The sequence below is a fragment of the Saccharospirillum sp. genome, from assembly GCF_039982735.1.
Taxonomy (GTDB): Bacteria; Pseudomonadota; Gammaproteobacteria; order Pseudomonadales; family Natronospirillaceae; genus Saccharospirillum.
Map to the genome: position 1 here is coordinate 370,679 of NZ_JBDWXV010000003.1, position 15,669 is coordinate 386,347.

The following is a 15,669-nucleotide window of genomic DNA, read 5'->3' on the forward strand; positions in this document are numbered from 1 at the left end:
CCACAGCAAACGCCTTGCCATAACTGACCAGTTCATTAAGATGATCGTCAAATTCATGGTCTGGAGCGCGCGTGTCGCACCCCGAAGCTCACTGGCTGTTATCGCAGCGTTTTCGTGGTTATTACCCGGTTGTCATCGACGTCGAAACAGCAGGCTTCAATGCCCGCACCGATGCCCTGCTCGAAATTGCCGCCGTTACTCTGAAAATGGATTCAGAAGGCTGGCTATCACCGGATAAAACCCTGTTTTTCAATGTTCAGCCGTTTGAAGGCGCCAATATGGAAAAGGCGGCGCTTGAATTCACCGGGATCGACCCGCATAACCCTCTGCGCGAGGCCGTCGATGAAGCCGATGCGCTGAAGAGCATCTTCAAAATGGTACGCCACGGCGTCAAGGATGAAGAGTGCAAGCGGGCCATACTGGTCGGCCACAACGCGACCTTCGACCATTCGTTTTTGATGGCCGCGGTCGAACGAGCCGACATTAAGCGCAACCCTTTTCACCCGTTCTCAACCTTCGATACCTCGGCGCTGGGCGGCTTGGTTTACGGCCAGACCGTGCTCAAGAAAGCCTGCGAAGCTGCCGGTATTGAATTCAACGACCGCGAAGCCCACAGTGCCGAGTACGACACTCGCAAAACCGCCGAGCTGTTTTGCGACATGGTCAACCGCTGGAAGCAGCTCGGTGGCTGGCCACTGGTGCCAGAAGTCGGGGAGTTTGAAACCCAGCAGGAATTTATGGACCGGCAGGAGCAGAGCTGATGAAATGCATGGCTGACCTGTGTGTTATCCCTATTGGCGAGGGCGTCTCGGTTGCTGACGAGATTGCCCGGTGCCAGCGCATCCTGCAACGTTTCCCGATTGAAACCCGAATGCATGCCTATGGCACCAATCTCTATGGCGACTGGGACGACGTCTTCGCCGCCGTCAAGGCCTGCCACGCCGAGCTTCACGAAGGCGGTGTCACCCGCCTGTCATCCACCATCAAGGTTGGTACCCGTACTGACAAAGACCAGACCTTCGATGACAAAATCGGGGCGGTTAACAACCGCCTGGCGCCTTAAACCTCTAGCCGGGTGTTAGCCCGGCCAGCGTTCCTTCCTACTCGTCTGTCGCCGTCTCAGTTTTCTTCGGAGCCGCCTTACTCTTGGCTTTCGCCTTCGGACGTCCGTTATGCCAGACGATCTTGCTCTTGTTCCGCGCCAGCTCATCGAAGGCAAAATCATCGACGGTCAGCATGTCGAGTACATCGGCTTCATAAGCCACCATGAAGGTGTAGTCCGCCTCACTGATCAGTTCTGCCTTTAACGCTTCTTCAGCACGCTGCTCCGGGTGCAGCGCCGTCGCTGGCAACTGACCCTTGGCATACGCCTTGTTGACCACCTTGTACAACTCGGTTGCCCGATCATTGTCTTTCAGCAGGGCGTTGTAACGCGCCAGCGGATTCTCCTGTTGGCCTTCTTCGTGCGTCTGCCAGGTGTCTTCAATCAGATGGCTGCGCAGGGGCGTATCGGTTGATACATCCCGGGCGATGCGAGCCACCAGTTTATCGGACGGCATTGGCCAGCGCTTACCCAGCGGCAATACAATCGGGCGCACGGCAATGGCAACTGGGCGGTTCGGCAGGTTGTCGAGAATCTCGTCGATGGCAATTTCAGCACGGTGCAGCAGGAACTCACAGCTGTAGCGCATCAGCGCTTCCTCACCGGCGACCTTGGTGCCCTCGTGCCATTCTTTGAGCACCATCGAAGTCATATAGAGGTTCGACAGCACATCCCCCAGCCGCGCCGAGAGCATTTCCCGCTGTTTCAGCCCACCACCGAGTGTGCCCATGGCCACATCGGCCAGCAAACTGAAGGAGGCGCTGAACCGGTTGACCGCCCGGGCATAGCGACCGGCATCGCCGTAAAACGGCGTCTCGCCCGTTGGAATACCCAGCGCCGCAGTCAGCGAGCGCGCCACATTACCGGCAGCCATGCCAATATGCCCGAAAATGGCTTTATCGAAGGCTTTGGCATCGTTGTTGTCTTTCGCTTCCAGCTCTTTCAGCACCCAGGGGTGGCAACGAATCGCACCCTGACCAAAGATCATCAGGCTGCGGGTCATGATGTTCGCGCCCTCAACGGTGATCGACACCGCCGTCGATGAATAACCAATGCCCAGATAGTTTCGCGGCCCGAGGGTTACGGTTTTACCGCCATGCACATCCATGGCGTCCGTCACCATCTGGCGCTGGAACTCGGTCAGCTGGCTTTTCAGAATAGCTGAGGGTACGGCCGGTTTTTCACCGTTGTCGATCATATTAGCGGTGTGCCGCACCGTGGCGCGAGCGATGTACGCCATGGAGGCGATGCGCGCCAACGGCACCTGCACCCCTTCCATGTCCGCCACCGGTACATTGAACTGACGGCGAATGCGCGTAAAGCCACCGGCCAGTCCAACCATATAACGGCCCGAGCCGCTGGCACCGGAAGGCAGCGTAATGCAGCGCCCTACCGAGAGGCATTCCACCAGCATTCGCCAGCCCTGACCGGCCATCTCAGTGCCGCCAATCAGCCAGTCCATTGGAATAAACACATCTTTACCGATGATCGGGCCGTTCATAAAGGGGCTGCCGATGGGCGCATGACGACGGCCAATTTCCATGCCCTCGGTATCCCGCGGGATCAGCGCACAGGTGATGCCAATGTCGTCGGTATCGCCCAGCAGTTTATCGGGGTCAAACATCCGGAAGGCCAGGCCGACCACGGTGGCAATGGGCGCCAGGGTAATCCAGCGTTTCTCGAAGTTCAGTCGGACGCCCAGAACTTCCTTACCCTCATGCATGCCTTTGCAGACAATGCCGGTATCGGGAATCGAGGTCGCATCTGACCCGGCGCGTGGGCCAGTCAGACCAAAACAGGGGATTTCACGGCCATCGGCCAGGCGCGGCAGATAGTGGTCTTTCTGTTCCTGAGTCCCGTATTTCAGCAGCAACTCGCCCGGGCCGAGGGAATTGGGTACCCCAACCACCACCATCAGCGACTCATTGACCGACAACTTCTGCAACACGGCCGACTGCGCCTTGGCCGAAAAGCCCAATCCGCCGTATTCTTTCGGGATGATCATCCCGAAAAACCCTTCTTTCTTCAGGTAATTCCAGGCATCGGCCGGCAAATCGGCGCGTTCGTTGGCGATGTCCCAGGCATTGCACATGCCAGAGACCACACCACACTGATCATCAACAAAGGCCTGTTCTTCATCGGTGAGGCCATTGTTGCGGTTGTCCATCAGCACCCGCCAGTCGGGACGACCGGAAAACAATTCACCATCCCAGCCGACGGTACCGGCTTCCAGCGCCACCCGCTCGGTATCCGAGACCTTGGGTGCCACCTGCTTGAAAATCGAAAACAGTTTTGGCGTCAGCCAGCTGCTGCGCAGCGCCGGCAACCCGCCAATGGCCGTACCAGCGGCCGCCAGAATCAACAGGGCGCCCAACCAGGGGCTACTCCACATGAAGCCAAGGATGCCCACGATGGCAAAGCCGACCACAAGGGCCATGGCGCCCATTTCGCGGCGTAAAATCACAAGCTTGACGACCACCGCCAACGCCAGAATCAATAAATGGTTCATAATGATCTCCCGATCGGTAAAAAATACCCGTGCCCTCACACCAGACTCTACACCTTAAACCGCCTGGACGAGCCGATAATAAAACACATGTTTGAAACTTAGCGACTTGTTGATCAAGTTGCCAATCGAAAGCACCGCTTTCCGGGCTTTTTTGCCAGAGGGGAACGAATCTTTCATATAAGGGGCGGGAAATGAAAAAACCGGGCAGAGCCCGGTAAAAAGGAGAGTATTGGGTAAAACAAGATCGATTAAGCGGAATGCTCACCGATAAAGGCTTTCAGTGCACTGGCAGGCTGAGCGCCGACACGGGTACCCACTGGCTTGCCATTTTCAAACATCATCAGGGTGGGCAGGCCGCGAACACCGTATTTGGACAACACGTCCGGGTGGGCATCGGCATCCAGCTTCACGACGTTGACCTTGCCTTCGTATTCGCTGGCCAGGTCTTCAAGTACCGGAGCAATCATTTTACAGGGGCCACACCAGTCGGCGTAGAAGTCCACCAGAGTCAGACCCTGGCCACCTTCAACATTGGCATTAAATTCGTCTGCATTCAGCAATTTCACATTCGACATTCTGCTTTCCTCTTCAGGGCAATGACTTTAATGCCCCCCATCATAAGTGCTTTAATTTTTGATACTAGACAGTATTTTTGAGCATCTTTATGCCATATTTGGAACAATCACCCTGGTAAGAGAACCCTAATCATGGAATTGGATGGCCTGTCCCTTTTTGTCGATACCGTCAACGCGGGCAGCATCACCGCTGCAGCAGCCCGGCGCGGCATGCCCAAATCGACCCTCAGCCGCCAGTTGCGGCAGTTTGAAGAAAAGCTGGGCGTCACCCTGCTGGAGCGTTCCACCCGCCGCATGGACCTGACCGAGGCCGGCAAGAGCCTGTACAACAACGCCGCCCCCTTTCTCGATGAACTGGCCGAGATTCAATCGTCCGTACTGGCCTACCAGCGCCAACCCAAGGGCACCCTATCGATCCAGATGCCCCAGGAACTGTTCACCACCCAGATGGGCGAACTGATCAGCGAATTCCTGCAACGCTACCCGGACATCAGCCTCAGCTGCACCCAATACAGCGGACAATACCCCTCACCCTCGCCCGACCACGACCTCCAGTTCATCCTGCACGACGCCCCCCTGCCCGACAGCGACTGGATAGCACGCTCCCTGATGAGCATTCCCCAGGGTCTTTATATCGCCCCTCACTGCGCCGAAAAACGGCCAGCTACCCTGTTTGAACTCGGCGAATGCCGCTGCATCCTGCAAACCGGTGAAACCCAGTGGGCATTTCGAACCGGCCAAACGCTCACCGTTCAACCTGTATTTGGCCGACTCGTGCTGAACAGCCCGGACATGCAACTGCAGGCTGCCGTTCGCGGCCTGGGCATCGCGCGCCTGGCCCGCTACCAGGCCGAACCCGCCGTTCGGCGAGGTGCATTGATGGAGGTAACACTGGAGGGAAAACCGGTCGCTCAACAACTGACCGTAGTCTACCGCAGCCGCCAGCTTCCGCTGAAAACCCAGCTGTTTCTGGACCACTTTCAGAATCATATTGGGAGGCTTTATAGCCTTCTGTGAAGACTAACAAACCCGGAGTTAAGTCGGCGGGTGCCGGGTATCGTCATTCGGGGATGTCTGAGGCATGGACTAAAACGCCGGGAGCGTTTTAGCATGAGCGCAGCGAACCCGGAGGGTAAATCCCATGGATGGGATTCATATCCCGAAGTCAAGCGTACATGGACGTATTCACAGCGACCCCGAAGGACGGTACCCGGCGCCTGACGACAACTCATGGCAAAAAAAACCCGGCATAAGCCGGGTTCCCAGGTAACTCTAAAGATCAGAGCTTGTCAGAGTTGGTACCCAGGTAGTTAGCAACGCCGTCGGGCGTGTTAACCATGCCTTCGTCGCCTTTCTGCCAGCCGGCCGGGCAAACGTGACCGTTCTCTTCAAAGAACTGCAGTGCTTCAACCACGCGAACCAGCTCGTCGATGTTGCGGCCAATCGGCTCATCATTCATGTGCTGGGCACGAACCACGCCCTGCTTGTCGATCACGAACGAGGCACGGAAGGCTACGCCTGGCGGGTAATAGCTGTCGCCACCTTCAGACTCAACGCCATAGGCCTTGGTGATGCTGTGGTCCATATCGCCGACCATGGTGTAACGTACCGGGCCAATACCGCCCTCATTGACCGGCGTATTGCGCCAGGCGTTGTGGGTGAAGTGCGAATCGATCGATACAGAGATCACTTCAACACCCATCTCTTTCAGCTTTTCAACACGCTTGTCCAGAGCGATCAGCTCTGAAGGACAGACAAAGGTGAAGTCCAGCGGGTAAAAGAAAACCAGCGCATAGCGTCCTTCGATGGACTGGCTCAAGCTGAAGTTGTCAACGATTTCGCCGTTGCCTTTAACCGCCGGTGCGGTGAAATCAGGGGCCTTGCGACCCAGTAATACACTCATGAAATCTCCTTGAGTAGGTTGATGAATACAGGGGTTATGAAAAAACAGGCGCCACTGCCCTGAGCCCGGACCGCCGGTAACAACAAGTCGCGGCGCCACAGTCTACCAAGTTAATGGTTATGCATTGCAGTTCAGGGAATGTTCGATTTGCGACACCAGTACACAGACCCGGCCGCTCAACAAATGCCTTTGCGGGTATGATTAGGGCACAGCGAGCCATTTCAATGGCCCGCCGTGCGCAAGAACCAAACTTAAACGCTTCTGAGCACGACCATGGGCGGCACCTTGATCACCCGCCGGGTCGAGACAACACCGATCACACCGATGACCAAGCCACCTAGAACCGGACCTGTGACCCAGAGCAATGGATGCGGTGTCCAGCTGAGATTCAGCATTTCCGTCTGGAAATAAGCCAGGGCAAGTTCCGCACCGAGCGCACCCAGCAAGCCCGCCAGCGCGCCAAGCGAGGCAAACTCGATCCAGAGCCCGCCCCGCACCAGCGCCGCCCGGGCACCCAGAGTGCGCAGAATGGCGCTTTCGACCAGGCGGACATCGAGAGTCGCCTGCACACTGGCCAGCAGCACAATGAAACCCGCCACCAACACCAGCCCAAGAATGAACTCCACCGCCACTGTCACCTGGCCAACAATGTCCTGAATCTGCCTGATGATGGCATCGACCTCAATCACGCTGACGGTCGGATGCTGGCGCAGCAGTTCCGCCAACAAGGGCTTTTGGTCTGCATCCAGATAGAAGCTGGTGATGTAGGCCGCACCGGCACCGTCCAAAATGGGGCCGCTGAATATCACATAGAAATTCGGTGCCAGGCTGTCCCATTGTACGGAGCGTATGCTCTTAACCGTGACGTCTACCTGCTGCCCTCCGATGGTGAACGTCAGCGTATCGCCCAGCCCAATCTCCAGTTGCTCGGCAAATTCCTGCTCTACCGAGATCAGATTGCGCTCGGCATCACCCGGCGCCCACCAGTCACCTTCTACGACGGCATTATCGTCTGCCAGGGTGTCGGACCAGGTAAGGTTCAGTTCGCGCCGGAAATCGTCACCACTGGGTTGCAACCGGTCCAGCCGGTCAGTGAGGGCTTCATCATTCACCTCAGTCAGCCGGCCCCTAATCATCGGATACAGCGGCTCGCGCTGTACATTATTGGCATCCAGAATGCCCTGAAAGCCGTCGATTTCGTCTTCAAAGATATTGAACGCAAAATGATTGGGGGCGCCTTCCGGCAATTGCTGCTGCCACTCGCCGATCAGCGAAGAGCGCAGCAAGGTCAGAATGAACAACAGCATCAGCGCGATCGAAAACACCATGATCTGAAACGCATTCTGCCTACTGTGGCGCTGCAGGTTGGAAAGGCCAAGCCGCCAGGTCGTGCCCAGCCGACTGCCATAACGCCGCACCACCCGAATCAGCACGGCGGCCATCAGCGAAACGCCCGCCAGGGCAATGAGCCCGCCGCCCAACAGGGCCGCGGTCAGCAGCACATCGCCGCTGTAAAACCAGACCAGCCCAACCACCGCAACAGCGCCAATGGCCACCACCACGCGCTGGCTCAGGGTGCCGCCTTCGAGTTCCGAACGCAGCACCTTGGCCGGAGGAACCTGGCGCAACACCCAAACCGGCGGAAACGCAAAGGCCATCAGGCATACAAGCCCCGTCAGCAGGCCGATCCAGAGCGGGCGCCAGCCCGCTGGCTCCAGCTCTCGTGGCAGCAGGCCAGAGGCCAGCTCAAGGAAAGCCCAGTGCAGCACCCAGCCCAGCACCAGGCCGGCGAACACGGTAATAACACCCAGAATCAGCAGATTACCGGCATACAACCGGGCAATGACATTGGGCGTCAGCCCCAGGGTTTTAAGCAGGGCGACATGGCTCAACTGACGACTGGCGTAGCGCCGTGAAGCCAGCGCCAGGGCTACACCGGCCAGCATCACGCCGAGCGAACCGGCCAGCAACAGAAAACTTTCCGCCCGGTCCAGCGCCGAGGTCACCCCTTCGTTGGCATCCCGCACATCGGCCCAGCGGTAATCCGGGCGTAAGCTATCCTCAACCTGAGCCTTAAATGGCTCGACATCCCCGCCGAGCAACAGCCGGTACCGGGCACGACTGCCCAGTTGGACAGCACCGGTTTGTTCCACATCGGCCGTGTTGATCATCACCCGGGGGTTAAAGTCGAAAAACGAGCCAGCTTCATCCGGCTCGGTAATCAGCGCAGCCGTTACCTGTAAATTGGCATCACCGACGCCAATGGTGTCGCCTATCTCAACACCCAGCGACAGAAACAACCGAGAAATGATCCAGGCCTCGCCAGGTGGCGGACCTGCCTGCACCGAACGCCCCTCACCAAAGGGTTGGTCAGCGATCACTAACTCGCCCTTCAACGGATACTCGGGCGATACGGCCTTAACGGCACTCAGCTGCAAGGCATTATTGTTGCCAAACGACATGGCCTGAAAGGTGACAATATCTGCAGTCTCGAGCCCCGCAGACTCGGCTTGTTGCCGTAATTCTGCCGAAATGGGAATGGTATTGCGGCTGCGAATCTGAGCATCAGCTGCCAGCAATGAACCCGCTTCGTCCTGAATGGAATTGCGGATACGGTCAGAAAACAGGCCAATACTGGTCACCGTAGTTACCGCCACCATCAGTGCAGCGATCAGAATATTCAGCTCACCACTGCGCCAGTCACGCCACAATAACTTGAGCGCCAGTGATCGCGCCGATCGGCCCTGGTTTGCACCCGATTCAAGTGCGGCGGATTTCACAGACAACGTCATGCCAGGGCCACCTCGCGCAGGGTGCCATCTTCCATTTCCAACTGCCGGTCACAGCGGGCCGCCAGTTTCGGATCGTGGGTGACCAGCACGAGAGTGGTGCCGCTTTCGCGGTTCAGGGAAAACAACAGATCAGCTACTTTTTCCCCGGTGCGGCGGTCGAGGTTGCCGGTGGGTTCGTCGGCAAACAGGATGGGCGCTTCGCTGGCAAAGGCTCGCGCTACCGCCACTCGTTGCTGTTCACCACCACTGAGTTGCAGCGGGTAATGCGTTGCCCGGCCCGCCAGGCCAACCCGTTCCAGCCACTGGGCGGCCCGAACCTGAGGTTCTTTCGCGCCCTTTACTTCCAGTGGCAGCATGACGTTTTCGAGTGCGGTCAAACTTGGCAACAGCTGAAAATTCTGGAACACAAATCCCACTTGCTTGCCACGCAACAGGGCTCTCTGTTCTTCGTCCAGCGCCGTGATCTCGGTGCCTGCGAGGAAAACTTCGCCGCTGCTGGGCCGGTCGAGACCCGCCAGCATGCCGAGCAGGGTAGACTTGCCGGAACCCGATACACCGACAATGGCAACGCTCTCGCCCGCGTGAATCGCCATGTCGATCCCCTTCAGGATGACCAGCGCCCCTTCCCCGCTGGTGACTTCCTGTTTAAGCTTCCGGGTCTCAATCATTATCGTGGACGTATCATTCATGCTGTTTGAGTCTCTTCTGAGTATTCAATGGTTACGCCATAAGGCGACTCGACTGCTGGCTCTAGCGGCGGTCAGTGTTCTGGCTTCGGTTCAGGCAAATACCCTGCTGGTCATGGGAGACAGCCTCAGCGCTGGCTATGGCATGCCACCGGAGGCCACCTGGGTAACCCTGCTGGAGCAACAGCTCAATCAGGATGACGCAGGCTACAGCGTCATCAATGCCAGCATCAGTGGTGAAACCTCTCGCGGAGGCCTGGAACGCCTGCCCGCGCTGCTGGATCAGTATGAGCCGGACATCATGATCCTGGAGCTCGGCGCCAATGATGGCCTGCGTGGCTTCCAGATTCCGCAAATCAGCCGCAACCTGAGCGAGATGATCGATATGGCCCATCAATCCGGCGCCACGGTTATCCTCTTAGGGATACGCTTGCCACCCAACTTCGGTTCTCGCTACACCGAGCCGTTTTTTGAACAGTACGCCACCCTGGCTGACGAACACGAGGTGCTTTACCTGCCCTTTATGCTGGAAGGCGTGGCCCAGTACCGCGAATTAATGCAGGAAGACGGCTTGCACCCTACCGATGAAGCGCAACCGATCATTCTGGATAATGTATGGCCACTGGTGCAGGAAGCCCTGGGCCAGACGTCATCTTGACGTAAAGATTACAAGTGAAGTTCAGGCGAACTTGGTGCGGGAGGTCAAATTCCGTGGCATGAGTCAGAAATTCAAAGACGAATTGCATTAGGTGGTTAACGTTACTTGTTTGCCAAGGGGGCTATCGGGCACACCTGCTGGAGGCATGCCGTGAATCCATCCATGGAGGCTCGGAGCCCGCAGGTGCACACGACAGCCCTTGGACGATAAGTCGGCTAAATGTCGCGAATTTCTGACCCATGACGCTGGCTAGTCAGGACAACACCCGCCCGCGCCATTCAAACGGCACAGCCCAGAGCTTTTGCTTCTCTTTCGGGTAGTTTTCCCACAATTGCGCGTAGGTCAGGCCAGAGCCCGGCATCCGGGTATCCGGGAGGATATCGGCCATGGGTTTCAGCACGAAGGCATTACGGGCGGTTTCCTGTCGCGGTAACTCTATGCCGTGGTGCTCTCCCACCAGGTCGCCATAGGTCAGCACATCGATATCCAGGGTTCGCGGGCCGAACTTGGGGCCGTTTCGATCGCGACCATTGTCGTCTTCGATCTGTTTGAGAATCGGCCCGATGTCATCCAGCCCCAGCGTCGTTGTTATCAACACCACTGAATTCAGGAAATTGCTGCCATCGAAACCGACTGATTCGCTTTCATAGACCGGAGAACACAGCAACTCCCCGAACGCATCGCCAAGGGCATCGAGCGCATGAGTAATGTGCCGGTAACGGTTGATGTTGCTGCCGAGGCTCAGGGCAACTGGAACGGGCGAGGCGCTGCTTGGGCTTGAGGAGAGAGTCACGTTAAAAGGTCCGTCTGATATGAATGCCTACTCCGGCACAGTCTGCCACGGCACCGCGTTTATTGATGCGCACCTGGATGTCCCGGATGCCGGCGAATTCGTAAATCAGAGTGCACAACTGCTCTGCAAAGGTCTCAATCAACTCAAAGGATTGCTCCGCAGCCCAGGCGCGGATGTGCTTGCTCAGGGCGTCGTAGTCTAGCGCTTTGGCCAGGTCGTCGCTGGTGCCAGCAGGCCGGCAATCGAACGCAAGCGTCAGGTCGAGCCAGAGCGTCTGGCGTATTGTGCGCTCCCAGTCATAGGCGCCAATCACCGTTTCAACCTGTAAGCCTTCCAGAAACACGGTGTCCGATACCGGGTTTGCAACCGTCTTATTCTCAGCCATGCACAGCCTCCAGCTCATCCAGTGACCAGCGCGCCCGGATATCCAATGCCAGCGGGCTTGTTTCTCCTGCTTTGAGCCGCTGCCAGCCCGCATAAGCGATCATGGCGCCGTTATCGGTACAAAACTCAAGGCGTGGGTAGTAAAGCTTGCACCGGCGTTCGGTCGCCATGGCTTCCAGCTTTTCACGCAGACGCCGGTTGGCGCTGACGCCCCCGGCGATAACCAGTGACCGGTGACCGGTCTCTTTCAAAGCACGGCGGCATTTTATGGACAGCGTATCAACCACGGCCTCCTGAAAGCCGGCGGCTATATCGGCCATAATCTGGGGTGGCACGGCTTCTTCAACCGCATGGGTCGCGACAGTGTTGCGCACCGCCGTTTTCAGACCCGAAAAGCTGAAATCCATTCCCGGGCGGTCGACCATGGGGCGCGGAAACTCGAATACACCGGCCGTGCCACTGTCTGCCAGTTTGCTGAGTAACGGTCCGCCCGGGTATGGCAGGCCCATCATCTTGGCCGTCTTGTCGAAAGCTTCGCCGGCGGCATCGTCCAGGGTTTCGCCCAGAATGCGGTATTCGCCCACACCCCGCACATCCACCAGCAAGGTATGGCCGCCGCTGACCAGCAGGGCGACAAACGGAAACGGCGGTGCGTTGGGTTCGAGCATCGGCGCCAGCAAATGCCCTTCCATGTGGTGCACACCCAATGCGGGCACCTCCCAGGTCCATGCCAGCGAACGCGCGAGGGCGGCGCCAACCATTAAGGCGCCAACCAGGCCAGGCCCAGAGGTATAGGCAACGCCGTCAACAGCACCCAAAGGCAATCCTGCCTGATCAAAGGTATGCCGAATCAGCGGCACCAGCTTGCGAATATGATCCCGCGAGGCCAGTTCAGGCACCACACCGCCAAATTCAGCGTGCATTTTCACCTGGCTGAACAGTGTATGAGCCAACAAACCCTGTTCAGAATCGTACAGGGCGACGCCGGTCTCATCGCAAGAGGTTTCAATTCCCAGAACGCGCATTCAGACTCCCGAAGGGCAAAACCGGCCCGCAGGCTGCAGCGTAACCGGTCCGGAGGTGGTAGAAGAGGCGAGAGTTTAAAGAAAGCCGTGCCATAAAGGAAATCACCCGGACAGCTTCGGGCCAACCAGGGCTTTACAGCAACGACCGCAGGCCGTAAAATCACGCGCCTCGAATTTGGGGGTTCTGCGACCGGAACCCGCTGCGAGATGTCAAACCCACACTGAAAAGGTCTTTTTAATGCCAGCAGTTAAAGTAAGAGAAAACGAGCCGTTCGACGTCGCTCTGCGCCGTTTCAAGCGTTCCTGTGAAAAAGCCGGTGTCTTGTCTGAAGTGCGTCGTCGTGAGCACTACGAAAAGCCGACCTGGGTTCGCAAGCGTAAAGCTGCCGCCGCGGTTAAGCGTCACGCCAAGAAACTGCAGCGTGAAAACAAGCGTCTGGTACGGTTGTACTAAGATTTCTGCACAAGGTTAACGAGCAAATAACACAATTTGCCCGTTCTGATGTTGCTGAAAATCGCTATAGAAGTATCGCTTTAAAAGTGGGTTGACCTGACATGTCTGAGCTCAAGCAACAGATCACCGAAGCCATGAAAGACGCCATGCGTGCCAGAGACAAGGTACGGCTGGGCACGGTGCGGCTGATTCTGTCTGAGCTCAAACGCGTAGAGGTTGACGAGCGAGTAGACGTCGATGACGCCCGGGTTTTGGCGATCCTCGATAAGATGAACAAACAACGTCGTGATTCCATTGCGCAGTACGAGACTGCCGGACGCGATGATCTGGCCGCAATCGAGCGAGAAGAAATGGAGGTGATTGCCACGTTTCTCCCGGCGGCGCTCTCGGAAGATGAAATTAATGCCCTTATTGATACCGCCATCGCCGATACCGGCGCTGAGGGTATGCAAGACATGGGCAAGGTAATGGGGGTTTTGAAACCTCAATTACAGGGCCGCGCCGATATGGCCGCGGTGAGCAAACTGATCAAGGCCCGACTGGGCTGATCCCGGGGTTTCCCGACCCTGATTGGCGTTAACTGACCAAGCCAGGTCCCTGTTGAACCGGGCCTGATAGCCGTCAGACAGCAAAAACGACCGAAACAGACGGTTGTAACGCTACGCCAAGGCAGAACCGACACCGGCTCCGCCACACTTACGCTCGACCGGCAATGCCCGTTGTGAAGGTTCAATACGCCGCGCATTCATCCCTTTGAGGAACCTATGGCTGGCCTGATACCCAACGATTTCATCGATGACCTGCTCGAACGCACCGACATCGTCGAGATCATCGGTCATCGTGTGCCGCTGAAGAAGAAAGGCAAGGACCACTGGGCCTGCTGCCCCTTCCATAACGAAAAATCACCCTCTTTCTCGGTTAACCCGGTAAAACAGTTTTATTACTGTTTTGGCTGTGGTGCCTCTGGCACGGCGCTGCGCTTTTTGCAGGAATACGAACGCCTCAGCTTTCCCGAAGCCGTTGAAGAACTGGCGCGCGCCGCTGGCGTCGAGGTGCCTCGCGAAGAACAGAACGCGGCTCAGCAAGCCCAGCAACGCAAACGCCGCACGCTCTACGATTTGATGGGCAGCAGCGCCGACTATTTCGCGCATCAGCTGTTCAATCATCCGGAAGCAAGTATCGCCCAGCAATACGTTCTTGGGCGAGGCCTGAGCGAGGAGGTCATTCAGCGCTACCAGATTGGCTACGCGCCGCCCGGCTGGCAAAACCTGATGCAGCATTTTGCCGGCACCGAACAAAGTGCCGAACAGCTGTTCGCCACCGGCATGATGGTGCGTAACGACAAGGGCCGCGAATACGACCGCTTCCGTCAGCGACTGATGTTCCCGATCCGCGATATTCGCGGCCGCACCATTGCCTTCGGTGGCCGGGTACTAACGCCGGATGACAAACCCAAATACCTGAACAGCCCGGAAACGCCCATCTTCCACAAGGGCAACGAGCTCTATGGCCTCTATGAAGCCCGCCAGGCGCTGCGTAACTTCGACAACATTATTATCGTCGAAGGCTACATGGACGTGGTCGCCCTGGCTCAGTTTGGGGTTAAAAACGCCGTCGCGACCCTGGGTACGGCAACCAGCTCGACCCACATTCAACGGCTGTTCAAGCTGACCCCGGAAATTATTTTCTGTTTCGACGGCGACGAAGCCGGGCGCCGGGCCGCATTGCGCGCTCTGGAAAACGCCCTGCCGGAAGTGCGGGACGGCCAGCAAGCCAAGTTCCTGTTTCTGCCTGAAGGCGAAGACCCGGATACCCTGGTGCGCAATGAAGGCTTTGAAGGCTTTCAACGACGCGTAAAGCAATCACAAAGCCTGGCCGATTTTCTGTTCCAGCACCTGCAAACCCAGACCGACATGACCACCCTGGAAGGCAAGGCCCGTCTGGCCAGCCTGGCACGCGGCTGGATAGAACCGATGCCAGAGGGCATTTTGCGGCAATTGCTGATGCAGCAGCTGTCGAACCTGGTTGGTCTGTCGGTTGAGCAGATTCTGACAACTCATGCCCCGGTAAAACCGGTGATTCCAGAACCGGTAAAACCCCGCTCCGAGCCAGCAGAGCAAAGCCCTGATCTGGCGATGCCGGATGACTGGATGCCCAGTTATGACGGGCCAATGGGCGATTATGACTCCGAGTATGGCTCTGGTGACTACTCTGGTGGCCAAGCAGGCTCCAGCCGAAACAAACCGGCCAGCCGGGCCAATCTGGGCGTTCAGTTCAGTCTGGTGCATCGCTGCCTGGCCTGGCTGATTCGCCACCCGCATCTGGCCAACGAACTGAACCTGGAGCAATTGGAGCATCTGCCCGAACAGGAAGGCAAGGCGCTGCTCAGCCGCGTGGTACGCCTGCTGCAGGAAGCGCCCAGGGCCGATATCTATCACGCCTTCGACTACCTGTGTCAGCACGGCTTGCGCGACACGCTGGCGCCCATTGCGGCATCCGACTATCTTTGGCTGGAGGAACACACATCCGACACCGACCCGATGACATTAGCCCGCGCAGAGCTTGAAAAACTGGTAACCGCCCTAACCAAGAGGGCACCTGATGCCGAGTATGAAACACTCAAGCGGCGCATCATCATCGAAAGAGACCCTTCCATCACCCCGGAAGACAAGCGGCGCTTTTTAGAGCTGCAGAAGAAACGCAAACTGTGACAGGGCAAATCTGTGACCAGAAACTGACTTCGGCCAGGGTCTACAGCCCATTGTCCTGCTGGCGCTCCCTGGTGGGC

15 protein-coding genes are annotated in these 15,669 nt (G+C 57.6%); 7 read left to right on the forward strand and 8 right to left on the reverse strand.

What is annotated here, in order from left to right; all coding sequences use genetic code 11:
* Positions 1 to 71: 71 nt before the first annotated feature.
* Together rnt and ABJT94_RS03030 are read left to right on the forward strand one after the other, a co-directional pair.
* Positions 72 to 761, forward strand: coding sequence for a ribonuclease T (gene rnt, locus ABJT94_RS03025; protein WP_348477600.1), 690 nt, complete (start codon positions 72 to 74; stop codon positions 759 to 761).
* Entirely contained in the window at positions 761 to 1,063 is a 303-nt protein-coding gene (locus ABJT94_RS03030) for an MTH1187 family thiamine-binding protein (protein ID WP_348477602.1), read from the forward strand. Before rnt ends, ABJT94_RS03030 begins: the two co-directional genes overlap by 1 nt.
* 37 nt (positions 1,064 to 1,100) lie before the next feature.
* Here the strand turns inward: ABJT94_RS03030 and ABJT94_RS03035 are convergent, their stop codons facing one another.
* Positions 1,101 to 3,611, reverse strand: a complete 2,511-nt coding sequence (locus ABJT94_RS03035) for an acyl-CoA dehydrogenase (RefSeq protein ID WP_348477603.1) — start codon at positions 3,609 to 3,611, stop codon at positions 1,101 to 1,103.
* 248 nt (positions 3,612 to 3,859) lie between these two features.
* A complete protein-coding gene (gene trxA, locus ABJT94_RS03040) occupies positions 3,860 to 4,186 on the reverse strand; it encodes a thioredoxin (protein ID WP_127556171.1) in 327 nt (108 codons plus the stop codon).
* 132 nt (positions 4,187 to 4,318) lie between these two features.
* Here trxA and ABJT94_RS03045 point away from each other — a divergent pair, with 132 nt between their 5' ends.
* On the forward strand, positions 4,319 to 5,203 hold the full coding sequence (locus ABJT94_RS03045; RefSeq protein ID WP_348477604.1) for a LysR family transcriptional regulator: 885 nt from the start codon (positions 4,319 to 4,321) through the stop codon (positions 5,201 to 5,203).
* Between the two features lie 262 nt (positions 5,204 to 5,465).
* Here ABJT94_RS03045 and ABJT94_RS03050 read toward each other — a convergent pair whose 3' ends face one another.
* The 3 genes from ABJT94_RS03050 to ABJT94_RS03060 all read right to left on the reverse strand — a co-directional run bounded on the left by ABJT94_RS03050 (position 5,466) and on the right by ABJT94_RS03060 (position 9,570).
* Positions 5,466 to 6,089: a peroxiredoxin gene (locus tag ABJT94_RS03050; protein WP_348477605.1), complete on the reverse strand. Its 624-nt coding sequence runs from the start codon at positions 6,087 to 6,089 to the stop codon at positions 5,466 to 5,468.
* Positions 6,090 to 6,340: 251 nt separating this feature from the next.
* Entirely contained in the window at positions 6,341 to 8,881 is a 2,541-nt protein-coding gene (locus ABJT94_RS03055) for an FtsX-like permease family protein (RefSeq protein ID WP_348477606.1), read from the reverse strand.
* Entirely contained in the window at positions 8,878 to 9,570 is a 693-nt protein-coding gene (locus tag ABJT94_RS03060) for an ABC transporter ATP-binding protein (RefSeq protein WP_348477607.1), read from the reverse strand. Before ABJT94_RS03060 ends, ABJT94_RS03055 begins: the two co-directional genes overlap by 4 nt.
* Between ABJT94_RS03060 and ABJT94_RS03065 the strand changes: the two genes are divergently transcribed.
* A complete protein-coding gene (locus ABJT94_RS03065; RefSeq protein WP_348477608.1) occupies positions 9,569 to 10,225 on the forward strand; it encodes an arylesterase in 657 nt (218 codons plus the stop codon). The genes ABJT94_RS03060 and ABJT94_RS03065 overlap by 2 nt on opposite strands.
* Before the next feature lie 253 nt (positions 10,226 to 10,478).
* Here the strand turns inward: ABJT94_RS03065 and folK are convergent, their stop codons facing one another.
* The 3 genes from folK to tsaD are packed head-to-tail and all read right to left on the reverse strand — an operon-like array spanning position 10,479 to position 12,427.
* A complete protein-coding gene (gene folK, locus ABJT94_RS03070; RefSeq protein WP_348477609.1) occupies positions 10,479 to 11,018 on the reverse strand; it encodes a 2-amino-4-hydroxy-6-hydroxymethyldihydropteridine diphosphokinase in 540 nt (179 codons plus the stop codon).
* 1 nt (position 11,019) lies between these two features.
* A complete protein-coding gene (folB, locus tag ABJT94_RS03075) occupies positions 11,020 to 11,403 on the reverse strand; it encodes a dihydroneopterin aldolase (RefSeq protein WP_348477610.1) in 384 nt (127 codons plus the stop codon).
* Positions 11,396 to 12,427, reverse strand: a complete 1,032-nt coding sequence (gene tsaD, locus ABJT94_RS03080; RefSeq protein WP_348477611.1) for a tRNA (adenosine(37)-N6)-threonylcarbamoyltransferase complex transferase subunit TsaD — start codon at positions 12,425 to 12,427, stop codon at positions 11,396 to 11,398. Before tsaD ends, folB begins: the two co-directional genes overlap by 8 nt.
* Before the next feature lie 238 nt (positions 12,428 to 12,665).
* On the opposite strand from tsaD, the gene rpsU reads away from it, so the two are divergent.
* The 3 genes from rpsU to dnaG all read left to right on the forward strand — a co-directional run bounded on the left by rpsU (position 12,666) and on the right by dnaG (position 15,592).
* Positions 12,666 to 12,881 carry a 30S ribosomal protein S21 gene (gene rpsU / locus ABJT94_RS03085; RefSeq protein WP_028669284.1) on the forward strand — a complete coding sequence of 72 codons (216 nt, stop codon included), beginning with the start codon at positions 12,666 to 12,668 and terminating at the stop codon, positions 12,879 to 12,881.
* Positions 12,882 to 12,982: 101 nt separating this feature from the next.
* On the forward strand, positions 12,983 to 13,429 hold the full coding sequence (locus tag ABJT94_RS03090) for a GatB/YqeY domain-containing protein (protein WP_348477612.1): 447 nt from the start codon (positions 12,983 to 12,985) through the stop codon (positions 13,427 to 13,429).
* Positions 13,430 to 13,645: 216 nt separating this feature from the next.
* A complete protein-coding gene (gene dnaG / locus ABJT94_RS03095; RefSeq protein ID WP_348477613.1) occupies positions 13,646 to 15,592 on the forward strand; it encodes a DNA primase in 1,947 nt (648 codons plus the stop codon).
* Positions 15,593 to 15,669 lie beyond the last annotated feature (77 nt).

Excerpts from the sequence above, each read along its gene's own strand:
- rpsU (WP_028669284.1), top strand. The coding sequence starts at position 12,666 with ATGCCAGCAGTTAAAGTAAGAGAAAACGAGCCGTTCGACGTCGCTCTG.
- ABJT94_RS03045 (WP_348477604.1), top strand. The coding sequence starts at position 4,319 with ATGGAATTGGATGGCCTGTCCCTTTTTGTCGATACCGTCAACGCGGGC.
- ABJT94_RS03030 (WP_348477602.1), top strand. The coding sequence starts at position 761 with ATGAAATGCATGGCTGACCTGTGTGTTATCCCTATTGGCGAGGGCGTC.
- ABJT94_RS03055 (WP_348477606.1), bottom strand. The coding sequence starts at position 8,881 with ATGACGTTGTCTGTGAAATCCGCCGCACTTGAATCGGGTGCAAACCAG.
- trxA (WP_127556171.1), bottom strand. The coding sequence starts at position 4,186 with ATGTCGAATGTGAAATTGCTGAATGCAGACGAATTTAATGCCAATGTT.
- ABJT94_RS03060 (WP_348477607.1), bottom strand. The coding sequence starts at position 9,570 with ATGAATGATACGTCCACGATAATGATTGAGACCCGGAAGCTTAAACAG.
- ABJT94_RS03090 (WP_348477612.1), top strand. The coding sequence starts at position 12,983 with ATGTCTGAGCTCAAGCAACAGATCACCGAAGCCATGAAAGACGCCATG.
- folB (WP_348477610.1), bottom strand. The coding sequence starts at position 11,403 with ATGGCTGAGAATAAGACGGTTGCAAACCCGGTATCGGACACCGTGTTT.
- ABJT94_RS03065 (WP_348477608.1), top strand. The coding sequence starts at position 9,569 with ATGCTGTTTGAGTCTCTTCTGAGTATTCAATGGTTACGCCATAAGGCG.
- ABJT94_RS03035 (WP_348477603.1), bottom strand. The coding sequence starts at position 3,611 with ATGAACCATTTATTGATTCTGGCGTTGGCGGTGGTCGTCAAGCTTGTG.
- tsaD (WP_348477611.1), bottom strand. The coding sequence starts at position 12,427 with ATGCGCGTTCTGGGAATTGAAACCTCTTGCGATGAGACCGGCGTCGCC.
- ABJT94_RS03050 (WP_348477605.1), bottom strand. The coding sequence starts at position 6,089 with ATGAGTGTATTACTGGGTCGCAAGGCCCCTGATTTCACCGCACCGGCG.
- dnaG (WP_348477613.1), top strand. The coding sequence starts at position 13,646 with ATGGCTGGCCTGATACCCAACGATTTCATCGATGACCTGCTCGAACGC.